This window comes from Variovorax sp. 54, assembly GCF_002754375.1.
Classification (GTDB): domain Bacteria; phylum Pseudomonadota; class Gammaproteobacteria; order Burkholderiales; family Burkholderiaceae_C; genus Variovorax.
Genome location: NZ_PEFF01000001.1, coordinates 1,361,026 through 1,373,579 on the forward strand (window position 1 = coordinate 1,361,026; position 12,554 = coordinate 1,373,579).

The window sequence follows — 12,554 nt, forward strand, 5'->3', positions numbered from 1 at the left end:
CTCCCGCCATGTCCCAGCCTGCCACCGCCGCCACGCGCCATTTCTCGGGCACGTATGTCGAAGCCCGCGCCAAGTTCCTCGAGGCCGCCGCGGCGCGCGGCGCCAGCATCGAGTCGTTCGTGCACCCCACGCACCGCGGCGCACTCGGCGAAGAACTCGCCACCGACGTCGCACTGATCGGCGCGGCCGACGCCAAGAAGGTGCTGCTCGTCACCTCGGGCACGCACGGCCCCGAGGGCTTCTGCGGCTCGGGCGCGCAGGTCGCCACGCTGAACGACGCCGACCTGCTCGCGCGCCTCGAACGCGCGGGTGTCGCGCTGCTGCTGGTGCATGCGGTGAACCCGCACGGCTTTTCGCACCTGCACCGCACCAACGAAGACAACATCGACCTGAACCGCAACCACATCGACTTCAGCGCGCCGCTGCCGGTGAACGCCGCGTACGCCGACGTGGAGCCGCTGGTGCTGCCCGCCAGCTGGCCGCCGACACCCGCCGACGACGCGGCCGTGGCCGGCTACATCGCCACGCACGGCATGACCGCCTTCCGCGCCGCTGTCACGCGCGGCCAGTACACCTCGCCCGACGGCCTGTTCTACGGCGGCACCGCGCCGTCGTGGAGCAACCGCACCATCCGCGCGATCTTGCGCGGCTACGCGGCCTCGGCCACGCACCTGGGCTGGATCGACGTGCACACCGGCCTGGGCCCCTACGGCCACGGCGAAAAGATCTACCCGGGCCGCAACACGCCCGAAGACCTCGCGCTGGCCCACGCCTGGTGGGGCGCCGACGTGTTCGCGCCCTTCGCAGGCGATTCGGCCTCGGCCGACGTGTCGGGCCCGGTGATCTCGACCGCCTACGACGAATGCCCGAACGCGCGCGTCGCGCCCATGGGCCTGGAGTTCGGCACGCTGCCCGACCTGGAAGTGCTCGACCGCCTGCGCGCCGACACCTGGCTGCGCCGCCATCCCGAGGCGCCCGAATCGCAGAAGCGCGAGATCCGTCAGCGCCTGCGCGACGCGTTCTACTGCGACAACGACGAGTGGAAGGGCATGGTGCTCGGACAGACGCGCGTCGTTCTGCTGCAGACCCTGCAGGGCCTCAAGAACGCCTGACCCGGCGAGCTTCGGTTCTTCAGCCGAAGTTCGGCGCGCGCTTCTCGCGCAGCGAGGCCACGCCTTCGCGCACGTCGGCGCCCGCGAAGCCCATGAACTCGAGTGCCAGCGAGGCGTCGAAGGTCGGCCCGGCCTGGCGCAGCCAGTTGTTCAGCGCGTACTTGGTGAAGCGGATCGCGCTCTGGCTGCCGGCCGCGAGGCGGTCGGCGATCTCGTAGGCGCGCGGCAGCAGGTCGGCCTCGTCCACGGCCAGCGACACCAGGCCGATGCGCTCGGCCTCCTCGCCGCTCACCGGCTCGCACAGCAGCAGGTGGTACTTGGCCTTGGCCATGCCGCACAACAGCGGCCACACGATGGCTGCATGGTCGCCCGCCGCCACGCCCAGGCGCGTGTGGCCGTCGACGATCTTCGCGTTCTTCGTGGCGATGGAAATGTCGGCCAGCAGCCCCGCCACCAGCCCCGCGCCCACGGCCGGGCCGTGCATGGCGCTCACGATGGGCTTGTCGCAGTTGATGAGGTTGTAGACGAGGTCGCGCGCTTCTTTCCACACGCGCTGGCGCACGGTGTCGTCGGTGGTCATGTCCTGCACCATGCCCAGGTCGCCGCCGCCCGAGAAGCCCATGCCCTCGCCGCGCAGCACGGTGCAGCGCACCGTGTCGTCGGCCGCCACGTCGCGCCAGATTTCGGCCAGCTCGCGGTGGCCGTCATGGCCGGCCGTGGGCAGCTTGCCGTTGGTGGCGCGCATCTGGATGTCGAGCACCGCGCCGTTCGCGCCGCGGCGCGTGAGGGCGAGGGTCTGGTAGCGGGTGTAGTCCATGCGTGTGTCTCCGCCCCGCACGCACGGCCATGGCGCGGGGACTTCGTTCGATGAAGGAGAAGAAGAAAGGCCGGAGGCCTATTTTTGCGCGGCCAGCTCGCGGCAGCGCTTCAGGTTCGCGTCGAAACGCGGCGCCAGGCCCGGCTCGCAGACGTCATCGGCGGGGTTCAGCTTGCACATGCCGACCACGGCGTAGTCCATGACGGCCGCGGTGCACATCGGGTAGGCGGCCAGCTCGGGGTTGGCCTTGGCCTTGAAGCCCCAGCGCTCGGAGAACTGCACCATGCGCGTCATCGCGCCGAGGAAGAAGCTGCGGTCCTTCGCGGCGACGGCTGCTTCCATGCGCGGCAGCTCCTCGTTGAGGTAGCCGACCGAGTCCATCGGAAAGCCGGCGGGGTCGGGCTGCGGCTGCGCGAACGCCGTGGCGGCCAGCAGGGCCAGCGAGGCGCCCACGCAGGCGCGTCGGAACGGGAGGAAGAAGGCGGAACCGGTGGGCAGGTGGCGGTGTGGCATGGCTTGCGATTCTGCAACGTTTGGAAGCATTTTTGCGCGCCCACCGATGCGCGCACGCGACGTTTTCAGGCAGCTACCGGCCTCCCCGCGCGGCGCGGGACAATGGCCGCTTCCGTTTTCCCTTGCAAAGACCCCCATGGCCCGACGCCCCCAACGACAGCTGCGCACCATCGAGCGCGGCATCCTCTGCCTCCTGATCGGCGCCGCCGTGCTGCTGGGCCCGCGCTTCCTGCAGGGCACGCGCTGGTTCGACATGGTGGCCGGCGCGCACATCGTCGGCTGGTTCGCGCTCGCGCTGGGGGTGGCGCTGGTCGGCGTCGGCCTGTTCCAGCGCGGCAAGCCGGACCGCTGAGGCCCGGCTCTCACTCAAACGCTCAGTGCGCGGCTTTCTTGCCGCGCAGCTTGCCGACGAGTTCCACCACGGCCAGCACGACGGCACCGGCCACGATGCCGACGACCGCGTTGACGCCCATCGAGCCCAGCGTGCCGAACACGCCGCCCGTGGCCTTGGCCCAGTCTTCGACCGCATGGCCGAACGCCGGCACGCCGTGCACCAGGATGCCGCCGCCCACGAGGAACATGGCGGCCGTGCCGGCCACCGACAGGCCCTTCATGAGCCACGGCGCCGTCGCCAGGATGCCGCGGCCCAGGCTGCGCGCCGCCGCGCTGCTGCGCTGGCTCAGGTACAGGCCCGCGTCGTCCAGCTTCACGATGCCGGCCACGAGGCCGTACACGCCCACCGTCATGATCAGCGCGATGCCGACCAGCACGCTGAGCTGCGTCGTGAACGGCTGGCCCTGCACGGTGCCCAGCGTGATGGCGATGATTTCGGCGGAGAGGATGAAGTCGGTGCGCACCGCGCCCTTGATCTTGTCCTTCTCGACCGCGACCACGTCGACCGCAGTGTCGGCCACGGCCTGCTGGTGGCGCGCGGTGTCGGCCTCGTGTTCCTTCTTGTGCAGGAACTTGTGGGCCAGCTTCTCGGCACCCTCGAAGCACAGGAACGCGCCGCCCACCATGAGCAGCGGCGTCACCAGCCAGGGCAGCCAGGTGCCGATGGCCAGCGCGGCCGGCACCAGGATGGCCTTGTTGACGAGGGAGCCCTTGCACACGGCCCACACCACCGGCAGCTCGCGCTCGGTGCGCACGCCGGAGACCTGCTGCGCGTTCAGCGCCAGGTCGTCGCCGAGCACCCCGGCGGTCTTCTTGGCAGCAACTTTGGTGAGGACGGAGACGTCATCGAGCACGGTGGCGATGTCGTCGAGCAGCAGAAGCAGGCTGGTGGCCATGGGCGAAAGTCAGGCTGTGGAAGAAGCGGCGAGCTTATCCGCAGCCAGAGTCGCTGCCGTTGAAGACCGTACGGTGCGACCGGGGGTGGATCAGTCCACCACGCGCTTGAGGCGGATCTCTTCGACGCGCACGGTGCCGAGCGCCGTGGTCTTGGCGGTCTTCATCTCGCGCTTGAAGCCGGCGAGTTCGTGGAAGCGCATGGCGCGGTCGTTGCGCAGCGGCACCCAGATGGTGACCGTGGTGCAGCCTTCTTCGGCCAGGCCTTCGCGGGCGGCGTCCCAGAGGGCCACGCCGGCGCCCTTGCCCCAGTGCTCGGGCTTGACGTAGATGGCCCAGATTTCGCCCGTGGTGGGCGGCGTCTTGGGGTCGCGCGAGCGGTCGAAGCCGACGAAACCGACGATCTCGCTGCCGTGCGTCACCACATGGACCTGGGGTTCGCTGAATTCGATGGCCTCGCGCCACTTGGCCTCGCGCGAGGCGGGCGCCAGCACCCGCAGGTCGTCTTCGGACAGGATGCCTTCGTAGGCAGCCTTGGCAGACAGGGCATGGACTTCGGCGACGGCCTTGGCGTCGCGCATCGTGGCGGGGCGAACTTCGTAATCGGACATGAAAGCGGAAAAACGTGTGGAACCGGCTATTGTCGCCGCACCGCTAAACTGCCGGCTGCATCCGCACGTATCAACTGGAGAAAGCATATGGCCAAGGGTCAGCAACGCACCAACAAGGAAGCCAAGAAACCGAGGAAGGACACTTCGCCGCCGAAGGCCCCCACCGGCGGCATCGAGCCCGTGCGCACCGTCACCACGGCGGTGATTCCGCGCGGCAAGCTCAAGAACAAGTGACCGACGCCCCCGCGCCCGCCCCCAAGCCGGCGCAGCCGCGCAACCCCTTGCACGGCCTCACGCTGGAGGCTGTCGTGACCGCGCTGGCCGACTACTATGGCTGGGAGCAGCTGGGGCACCTGGTGCCGATCCGCTGCTTCATCAGCGAGCCCAGCGTGGGTTCCAGCCTCAAATTCTTGCGCAAGACGCCGTGGGCGCGCGACAAGGTCGAGAGCCTGTATCTCTTCATGCTGCGCGAGCAACGCCGCGAACAGCAGCAACAACAGCCACCCCAAGATCCTCCCACGCGATGAAGGTCCGCCTCGAACCGTCGGGCCTCGAATTCGAGGCCGAGGCGGGCGTCACGCTGCTGCAAGCGGCGGAGGCGGCCGGCATCGAGCTGCCGAGTTCGTGCCGCAACGGCACCTGCCGCACCTGCATCTGCCAGCGGCTTTCCGGCGAGAGCCGCCACCTCATCGAATGGCCGGGCCTGAGCTTCGACGAGAAGATCGACGGCTGGATTCTTCCGTGCGTGGCCGAGGCACTGAGCGACCTCACGCTCGACACGCCGCAGGCCCGCGCCCTCTTCGACTGACGAACGGCTAAGGCCGCACCGAAGCCGGCGGTGCCACCACCATCCGGTCGCGCTGCGCGAGCGACGGGAACAGCCGGAACCACGTCAGCGCCACCAGCATCGTTCCCACGCCGCCGAGCACCACCGAGCCGACCGGCCCCAGCAGCGCCGCCGTGGCGCCCGATTCGAACTCGCCGAGCTGGTTGCTCGCGCCGATGAAGATCGAGTTGACCGCGCTCACCCGCCCGCGCATGGCGTCGGGCGTTTCCAGCTGCACCAGCGTCTGGCGGATCACGACGTTGACCATGTCGGCCCCGCCCGATACCGCGAGCGCAATGAGCGAAACCAAAAAGCTCTTCGACAGCCCGAACACCACCATGCACAGCCCGAACGCCCCGACGGCCAGCAGCAGCGTGCGCCCCACGTTGCGCTCGACCGGCCGGCGCGTGAGCGCAATCGACATCACCAGCGCGCCCACCGCCGGTGCGCTGCGCAGCAGGCCCAGGCCCCACGGCCCGGTGTGCAGGATGTCCTTGGCATAGATCGGCAGCAGCGCCACCGCGCCGCCCAGCAGCACCGCGAACAGGTCGAGCGACACCGCGCCCAGCACCGGCTTGCGCAGCCAGATGAAATTGACCCCCGCGAACACCGTGGCCAGGGTGACCGGCTCGCGCGCGGCCGGTGCGTGGTCGTAGCGCAGCCGCAGCACCAGCACGCAGGCGATCACGAAGCACAGCACGCTCGCGCCGTAGACCACCGCCATGCCCGCCACGAACAGCAGCCCGCCGAGCGCCGGCCCGCCGATGATCGCGCCCTGCATGCCGGCCGAGCTGAACGCCATCGCACGCGACAGCAGCAGCGGCGGCACCAGCAACGGCGTGAGCGCCTGCTGCGCCGGCATCTGGAAGGCGCGCACCGCGCCGAGCACCAGCGACAGCCCGAGCAGCAGCCCGCGCGTGTCGTTCCTGTGCAGCACCGCGAACAGCAGCGCCAGTGCCACGGTGCCCTGCACCGCGAAGCACACCGCCACGATGCGGGCACGGTGGTGCCGGTCCACCACATGGCCGGCCAGCAGCGCCAGCAGCAGCGCGGGCACGAACTGGTACAGCCCGACCAGGCCCAGGTCCCACGCGCTGCCGGTGAGCTCGTACATGTGCCAGCCGATGGCCACGAGCATCATCTGCGAGGCGGCGGTGCCGAACAGGCGCGCCACCCACAGCTGCATGAAGGGTCGCTCGCGCCTCAGGTCGGAGAAAGAAGGAGACGAGGAAGAAGCGGCGCCGGGCATATCGGTCGAGGATAGCCGAGGCTTCTTCTGCCTTTCCGAGCCTCTCTACACTCGTTGTCCCCATGACCGCCTCGCCCCCCGACCTGCGCCCCATTCACGAAGACGCCCACCTGCTGGTGCTCGACAAGCCCGCCGGCCTGCTGTGCGTGCCCGGTCGCGGCGACGACAAGCAGGACTGCCTGAGCGCGCGCGCCCAGCGCCAGTGGCCCGACGCGCTCATCGTGCACCGGCTCGACATGGGCACCAGCGGCCTCGTGGTGATGGCGCGCGGCCTGGAGATGCAACGCGCCCTGAGCACGGCCTTTGCCGACCGCGAGGTGCACAAGCGCTACGAAGCCGTGGTCGACGGCGTGATGCCGCAGCAGGGCGACTGGTCAGTCATCGACGCGCCACTGATGGCCGACTGGCCGCGCCGGCCGCTGCAGAAAATCGATCCTGCGGGCAAGCCCAGCCTCACGCGCTGGCGCGCGCTGGCCAGCGTGTCGCCGCCCGGTGGCCCTGCCGCCACGCATGTGCTGCTGGAGCCGCTCACCGGCCGCACACACCAGCTGCGGGTTCACCTGCTGTCGATCGGGCACCCGATTTTGGGCGATGCGCTGTACGGCGATGCCGCGCTGCAGGCACGCGCACCGCGCCTGCTGCTGCATGCCAGGGAATTGGGGTTCGTGCATCCCGCGACGCGGGAGCCGTTGCACTTCGAATGTACGGCGGGGTTCGCTGCGGAGTGGCTCAGCGACCTTTGACGACGAGCACCGGCATGGTCGCGTCCTGCAGCACGCGCTGCGTCACGCTGCCCAGCAGCAGTTTCTCGATGCCGCTGCGGCCGTGCGAGCCCATCACGATCAGGTCGGCCGCGATGGCGATGGCGGTGTCCACGATGCCTTCGTGCACCACGTGGCCGTCGATCACGCGCTGGTCGCTGTGCAGGCCTTCGGCCGCCAGGGCGGCCACGCCGCGTGCGAGCGCCGCATTGGCGCTGGCGGTGGCTGCCGCGAGGTATTCGTTCTGGCCGAGCGCGTAGTCCGCGCCCACGCCGATGAAGGGGTAGTTGTCGATCACGTGGATCAGCGTGATGCGGCTGCCGAAGGCCAGGGCGAGACCGCTGGCCTTGCTGACCGCGAGCATGGAAGTTTCGGAGCCGTCGATGGGGACCAGGATGTGATTGAACATGGCGGGACCTCGCTTAGCGTTCGCAGACAGACAGACTGACGGACCCGGTTCGCACCGGGTCGGGCCCCGAATTTAACCGCTCTGCAGAACCCGCCCTGTAGGACTCCGACCAGCGAAGCCCGCAGGCGTCTCAATCCCCCTGGAAACCCTCGGACCGGCAGGTGACGACGAGCGTGTCGCGCCACCCATCGCCGCCCTCTTCCAGCGGCTGGATCGGCGTCGATTCGTGGATCACGCGTGCATCGTCGAGCAGCAGGAGCGTCCACGGTTCGGTCATGGTGAAGCGCTCGCCGCGCCGGCCGTTGGCCTCGAACACGCGCGTCTCGCCGCCCTTGATGCCCTGGCGCCCGATGAGCGCCACGGCCACCAGGTCGACACCGTCGCGGTGCGCGCCTTCAGGCGTCGGGCGGCCGATGCCGCCGGCGGTGTCGATGCGGAACTGGTGCGCTTCCACGAACCAGCGCTGCGGTGCGCCGCGCATGTCGCTGCTGACCTGGCCGAGCTGCTGCATCAGCCGCTGCCACACGGGCTGAGCCACCGTGGCGTCGAGCATCGGCGCAAACCAGCGCTGCATGCCGCCGTGCAACGCGTTGTATTCGACCGGCTGCCAGTGCGCGCGGTGCGGCACTGGCGCCATCGCGGCGTCGGCATCGACCGTGAAGCAGGCGTGGCGCCGCGTGCGATAGCGACCGCCGTCCTTCAGGTACTCGTCGGGCGGCAGGTCGTTCCAGTCGGCGTGCAGCGCTTCGAGCTGCGCCAGCGGCACGCCGAGCCACTCGCACACGCCCTGCGGGCTCAGCACCGCATAACCGTGTTCGCGCAGCGCGCCGGCCAGTTCGGCCGGCGGCGTGAACGGGGGAGCGAAGGCGGTGGTGCTCACTGGGCGCTGACCTTCACGTCCTTCCAGAACGCGACGCGGTCACGAATTTCTTCGGCTTCGGGCTTCGGGTCGGGGTAGTACCAGGCGGCGTCGGCGTGGAGTTCGCCGTTGACCAGCAGCGAGTAATAGTTCGCCGAGCCCTTCCACGGGCAGGTAGTCTTGTGGTTGCTGAAGGTGACCGCATCGCGATTGAGCGAACTCATCGGGAAGTAGTGGTTGCCTTCGACGAGCACGGTGTCGTCGCTTTCGGCGATGGTGACGCCGTTCCAGGTTGCTTTCATGGGATCGATCTCCGGGGGAGGTGCAAGGTGCCGATGCCGCGTTGCGCGCTCGGGACAGTGACTATTGTGACGCTGGCGCGAGGTGCTTTCCTTGCGCCGGGTCATCCCGGCCCGATGCCGGCAGGGTTTCCCTGGCCGTGTCAGCCCCGACCGCGCCCCGTGCGCCCCGATGCCGGCTCGAGAAACAGCTGCCGAAAATAATTGCGGAACGCCGTCATCGCCGGCGAAAACTCGACGCCCTGTTTCCACCCCAGGCCGATGTTCATGGTCGGCACCGCGTCGCGCAGGTTGATGGTCTCGATGCGCTTGCCTTCCAGCGACCACGGGCGGTAGACCATGTCCGACAGCACCGTCACGCCCAGCCCGTTGGCCACCGTGCTGCGCACCGCCTCCACCGAACTCGTGCGCAGCCGTATCTGCGGCTGGTGCGGCGTCTTGCTCCAGTACTTGAGCGCGGTGGCCGCGGCCTCGTCGACCGTGAGCATGATGTAGGGCTCGGCCGCCACGTCGGCCAGCGTCACTTCGGCCTTGTCGAGCAGCGGATGCTTGGCCGGCACCCAGAGCCGGCGCTGCGAGCCGAAGAAAGTTTCGAGCGACAGCTCGCGCAGCACCACGTTCGACGTGAGCACCACGCCGATGTCGTAGCGCTGCGTGATCAGGCCCTCTTCGATGGCCTCGCGCGCCACCTCGTGCACCTTCACCGTCACCTGCGGATGCAGCTGCTCGAAGCGCTGCAGATGGTGCGGCAGGAAGTAGCCCAGCACCGTGTAGCTGGCGGCAATGGTGAGCGAGCCCTCGACGTTCTCGCCCTCGTGCGGCATGCGCACCGCTTCGTCGGCCGCCGACAGCACTGCATAGGCGTGGCTCAGGAAACGGCGCCCGGCCTTGGTGAGTTCCACGCCGTGCGGGTGCCGCTCGAAGAGCTGCTGCCCCATCATCTCTTCGAGCTCGCGGATCGCGGTGGTCACGGCCGACTGCGAGATGTTCAGTTGCAACGCCGCGTGCGAGATGCGCCCCACCTCGGCCACCGCAGAGAAGTACTTGAGCTGGCGAAGGGTCAGGGACATGGCGCCGTCTTCCTAGGGTATTTACGGATACGCGCTGCCTGCCTCGGGCGAAAACCCGATACCGCGCGATCGCTTCCCTCCAGCGTAGCGCCCATTCCAGCGGCTTGCAGCATCTGTTTTTCAGATATCGACCCGCCTGAAAACAATGCTTTTCGGCCTGTCGACCGCTGGCTAACCTTCGCGCCAACCTGCACCGCCCCTCGGCGATGCACACCACACACAAAGGCGGGACGACGTGACGAAGACAACGCGGATCGATCTGAATTCCGACATGGGCGAAGGCTTCGGCCCCTGGACCATCGGCGATGGCGTCGACGAGCAGCTCATGCCGCTGATCAGCTCGGCCAACATCGCGACCGGTTTCCATGCCGGCGACCCGAACATCATGCGCAGGATGGTGCAGCTGGCCCGCACGCACGGCGTGGGCATCGGCGCGCACCCGGGCTTTCGCGACCTCGTGGGTTTCGGGCGCCGCCACATCAACGCACCGGCCGACGAGCTGGTGAACGACATGGTCTACCAGCTCGGTGCACTGCGCGAGTTCGCGCGCCTGGCCGGCATGACGCTGCAACACATCAAGCCGCACGGCGCGCTCTACATGCATGCGTCGCGCGACGAGGCGCTGTCGCGCGCACTCGTCACCGCGCTGCAGCAGATCGAACCGACGCTGCGCCTGTTCTGCATGGAATCGTCCGTCACCTTCCAGGTGGCGCGCGAACTCGGTCAACCGGTGGTGCGCGAGTTCTATGCCGACCGCGACTACGACCTGAGCGGCTCCATCGTCTTCACGCGCCGCGTCGGCGCGCTCGACCCCGAGGCCGTGGCCGCCAAGGTGCTGCGCGCTTGCACCGAGGGTGTGGTGCGCACGGTCGAAGGAGAAGACATTGCGATCGGCTTCGACTCGGTCTGCATCCACAGCGACACGCCCGGCGCGCTCGCGCTCGTGCAGGCCACGCGGCGCGCCCTTGCTGCGCACGGCATCGAAGTTGCAGGCCTCGCCAGGCCAGCCTGAGTTTTTTCACCTTTCCCGATCTTGTTCCAGGAGTGCCCCGATGCCCGCTACCCATGAAGTCCTGAGCCCGCTGCCGGGCACCTTCTACCGCCGCTCGGCGCCCGACGCGCCGCCGTTCAAGGCCGAAGGCGACACCGTGGCCGTGGGCGACGTGCTCGGCCTGGTCGAGGTGATGAAGCAGTTCAGCGAAGTCACGGCCGACGCGGCCGGGCGCCTGGCCAGCTTCGCCGTCGAGAACGGCGAGCCGGTCGATCCGGGCCAGCTGCTGGCCGTCATCGAAACGGCGTGAGACACCTGCCCATGACCGCCGCATTCGACACACTGCTGATTGCCAACCGGGGCGAGATCGCGGTGCGCATCATCCGCGCCGCGAAAGAGCTGGGGCTGAAGACCGTCGCCGTCTACAGCGACGCCGACGCGCAGAGCCTCGCCCTGCAGATGGCCGACAAGGCCGTGCGCATCGGCCCGGCGCACGCCACCAAGAGTTACCTGAGCATCGACGCCATCCTGCAGGCCGCCGCCGACAGCGGCGCCGGCGCGGTGCACCCGGGCTACGGATTCCTTTCGGAGAACGCCGAGTTCGCCGAGCGCATCGAGGCTGCGGGCCTGGTGTTCGTGGGCCCGACGCCGCATGCGATCCGCACCATGGGCGACAAGGCCGCGGCGCGCGCCGCCGCCATGCGCGCCGGCGTGCCCACCGTGCCCGGCAGCGCGGGCGTGGTGACCGACCCGGACACGGCCGTCGAAGTCGCGAAGGACATCGGCTACCCGATCATGATCAAGGCCTCGGCCGGTGGCGGCGGGCGCGGCATCCGCGTGGCGCACGACGAGGCCGAGCTGCGCCAGCAGTTCGCCACCGCCACCGCCGAAGCGCAGGCGGCCTTCGGCAACGGCGAGGTGTACCTCGAACGTTTCATCCGCCAGGCGCGCCACATCGAGGTGCAAATTTTGGGCGACGGCCAGCGCGTGGTGCACTGCTTCGAGCGCGAATGCTCGCTGCAGCGGCGCCGCCAGAAGGTCTGGGAAGAAGCACCCTCGGCCGCCATCAGCGAGGCCACGCGCGCCGCGCTGTGCGAATCGGCACTGCGGCTCGCGAGCGCCGTGGCCTACCGCGGCGCGGGCACGCTCGAGTATTTGTACGACGACGACACGCGCGAGTTCTTCTTCATCGAGATGAACACGCGCATCCAGGTCGAGCACCCGATCACCGAGATGATCACCGGCGTCGACCTCGTGAAGGAGATGCTGCGCATCGCGCTCGGCCAGCCGCTGCGCCTGCAGCAGGAAGACATCCGCCTGACCGGTGCGGCCATCGAGGTGCGCATCAACGCCGAGAACGCGGCAAAGAACTTCATGCCGAGCCCCGGCCTCGTGTCACAGCTCGTGGTGCCGGGCGGCCCCGGCGTGCGCTTCGACACTTTCCTGTTCCCCGGCTACACCGTGCCCGCGTACTACGACTCGCTGCTCGGCAAGCTCATCGTGCACGACACCGACCGCGCCAGTGCCCTGGCCCGCATGCGCCGTGCACTCGGCGAGCTGCAGGTGGAAGGCATCCACACGACGATCCCGCTGCACCGCGCGCTGTGCGAGGACGCCGACGTGGCGAAGGCCGCGTTCCACACGGGCTTTCTCGAAACCTGGCTCGCGGCCAATCCATTGCCCGACGCCCCTGCCTTGAAGGTGGCCGCATGAGCGCCGCGCCGGGCCGCCCCAAGCAAGCTCGCACCGC

General features: G+C 69.1%; 18 protein-coding genes. 9 read left to right on the plus strand and 9 right to left on the minus strand.

Annotated elements, in window-relative coordinates:
- Positions 1 to 8: 8 nt before the first annotated feature.
- Complete coding sequence (locus CLU95_RS06000) at positions 9 to 1,112, plus strand: M14 family metallopeptidase (protein WP_099791337.1); 1,104 nt, start codon at positions 9 to 11, stop codon at positions 1,110 to 1,112.
- 19 nt (positions 1,113 to 1,131) lie between these two features.
- Here CLU95_RS06000 and CLU95_RS06005 read toward each other — a convergent pair whose 3' ends face one another.
- Together CLU95_RS06005 and CLU95_RS06010 are read right to left on the minus strand one after the other, a co-directional pair.
- Entirely contained in the window at positions 1,132 to 1,929 is a 798-nt protein-coding gene (locus CLU95_RS06005; protein ID WP_099791339.1) for an enoyl-CoA hydratase/isomerase family protein, read from the minus strand.
- 78 nt (positions 1,930 to 2,007) lie between these two features.
- Entirely contained in the window at positions 2,008 to 2,442 is a 435-nt protein-coding gene (locus CLU95_RS06010; RefSeq protein ID WP_257214547.1) for a hypothetical protein, read from the minus strand.
- 136 nt (positions 2,443 to 2,578) lie between these two features.
- Between CLU95_RS06010 and CLU95_RS06015 the strand changes: the two genes are divergently transcribed.
- Positions 2,579 to 2,794 carry a hypothetical protein gene (locus tag CLU95_RS06015; protein WP_099791341.1) on the plus strand — a complete coding sequence of 72 codons (216 nt, stop codon included), beginning with the start codon at positions 2,579 to 2,581 and terminating at the stop codon, positions 2,792 to 2,794.
- Between the two features lie 22 nt (positions 2,795 to 2,816).
- Here the strand turns inward: CLU95_RS06015 and CLU95_RS06020 are convergent, their stop codons facing one another.
- The gene (locus CLU95_RS06020) at positions 2,817 to 3,731 is read right to left on the minus strand and encodes a DUF808 domain-containing protein (RefSeq protein ID WP_099791343.1); all 915 of its coding nucleotides are present in this window, start codon (positions 3,729 to 3,731) and stop codon (positions 2,817 to 2,819) included.
- Positions 3,732 to 3,821: 90 nt separating this feature from the next.
- Positions 3,822 to 4,340: a GNAT family N-acetyltransferase gene (locus tag CLU95_RS06025; protein ID WP_099791345.1), complete on the minus strand. Its 519-nt coding sequence runs from the start codon at positions 4,338 to 4,340 to the stop codon at positions 3,822 to 3,824.
- A gap of 87 nt (positions 4,341 to 4,427) precedes the next feature.
- Here CLU95_RS06025 and CLU95_RS30850 point away from each other — a divergent pair, with 87 nt between their 5' ends.
- The 3 genes from CLU95_RS30850 to CLU95_RS06035 are packed head-to-tail and all read left to right on the plus strand — an operon-like array spanning position 4,428 to position 5,148.
- Positions 4,428 to 4,574 (plus strand): hypothetical protein, encoded by a 147-nt coding sequence (locus CLU95_RS30850; RefSeq protein WP_180288555.1) that lies wholly within the window; start codon positions 4,428 to 4,430, stop codon positions 4,572 to 4,574.
- Entirely contained in the window at positions 4,571 to 4,867 is a 297-nt protein-coding gene (locus CLU95_RS06030; protein WP_099791347.1) for a VF530 family DNA-binding protein, read from the plus strand. Before CLU95_RS30850 ends, CLU95_RS06030 begins: the two co-directional genes overlap by 4 nt.
- Positions 4,864 to 5,148 carry a 2Fe-2S iron-sulfur cluster-binding protein gene (locus tag CLU95_RS06035; RefSeq protein WP_099791349.1) on the plus strand — a complete coding sequence of 95 codons (285 nt, stop codon included), beginning with the start codon at positions 4,864 to 4,866 and terminating at the stop codon, positions 5,146 to 5,148. Before CLU95_RS06030 ends, CLU95_RS06035 begins: the two co-directional genes overlap by 4 nt.
- Before the next feature lie 7 nt (positions 5,149 to 5,155).
- Here the strand turns inward: CLU95_RS06035 and CLU95_RS06040 are convergent, their stop codons facing one another.
- A complete protein-coding gene (locus CLU95_RS06040) occupies positions 5,156 to 6,415 on the minus strand; it encodes an MFS transporter (RefSeq protein WP_099791351.1) in 1,260 nt (419 codons plus the stop codon).
- A gap of 62 nt (positions 6,416 to 6,477) precedes the next feature.
- On the opposite strand from CLU95_RS06040, the gene CLU95_RS06045 reads away from it, so the two are divergent.
- Positions 6,478 to 7,158: an RluA family pseudouridine synthase gene (locus CLU95_RS06045; protein WP_099791353.1), complete on the plus strand. Its 681-nt coding sequence runs from the start codon at positions 6,478 to 6,480 to the stop codon at positions 7,156 to 7,158.
- On the opposite strand, the gene CLU95_RS06050 is transcribed toward CLU95_RS06045, so the two are convergent.
- The 4 genes from CLU95_RS06050 to CLU95_RS06065 form a co-directional block, all read right to left on the minus strand.
- Positions 7,145 to 7,585 carry a universal stress protein gene (locus tag CLU95_RS06050; RefSeq protein WP_056579296.1) on the minus strand — a complete coding sequence of 147 codons (441 nt, stop codon included), beginning with the start codon at positions 7,583 to 7,585 and terminating at the stop codon, positions 7,145 to 7,147. The two genes, CLU95_RS06045 and CLU95_RS06050, sit on opposite strands and share 14 nt — an antisense overlap.
- A 130-nt stretch (positions 7,586 to 7,715) precedes the next feature.
- Complete coding sequence (locus CLU95_RS06055; RefSeq protein WP_099791355.1) at positions 7,716 to 8,465, minus strand: 2OG-Fe dioxygenase family protein; 750 nt, start codon at positions 8,463 to 8,465, stop codon at positions 7,716 to 7,718.
- Complete coding sequence (locus CLU95_RS06060) at positions 8,462 to 8,746, minus strand: DUF427 domain-containing protein (protein WP_099791357.1); 285 nt, start codon at positions 8,744 to 8,746, stop codon at positions 8,462 to 8,464. Before CLU95_RS06060 ends, CLU95_RS06055 begins: the two co-directional genes overlap by 4 nt.
- Before the next feature lie 140 nt (positions 8,747 to 8,886).
- On the minus strand, positions 8,887 to 9,813 hold the full coding sequence (locus CLU95_RS06065; protein ID WP_099791359.1) for a LysR family transcriptional regulator: 927 nt from the start codon (positions 9,811 to 9,813) through the stop codon (positions 8,887 to 8,889).
- A gap of 235 nt (positions 9,814 to 10,048) precedes the next feature.
- On the opposite strand from CLU95_RS06065, the gene CLU95_RS06070 reads away from it, so the two are divergent.
- Genes CLU95_RS06070 through CLU95_RS06080 form a run of 3 tightly spaced genes read left to right on the plus strand, consistent with a single transcriptional unit; the run spans position 10,049 to position 12,517 of the window.
- Positions 10,049 to 10,825 carry a 5-oxoprolinase subunit PxpA gene (locus CLU95_RS06070; RefSeq protein WP_099791361.1) on the plus strand — a complete coding sequence of 259 codons (777 nt, stop codon included), beginning with the start codon at positions 10,049 to 10,051 and terminating at the stop codon, positions 10,823 to 10,825.
- A gap of 40 nt (positions 10,826 to 10,865) precedes the next feature.
- The gene (locus CLU95_RS06075) at positions 10,866 to 11,114 is read left to right on the plus strand and encodes an acetyl-CoA carboxylase (RefSeq protein WP_070062539.1); all 249 of its coding nucleotides are present in this window, start codon (positions 10,866 to 10,868) and stop codon (positions 11,112 to 11,114) included.
- An 11-nt stretch (positions 11,115 to 11,125) separates the two neighbouring features.
- A complete protein-coding gene (locus CLU95_RS06080) occupies positions 11,126 to 12,517 on the plus strand; it encodes an acetyl-CoA carboxylase biotin carboxylase subunit (RefSeq protein WP_099791363.1) in 1,392 nt (463 codons plus the stop codon).
- The last annotated feature ends 37 nt before the right edge of the window (positions 12,518 to 12,554 follow it).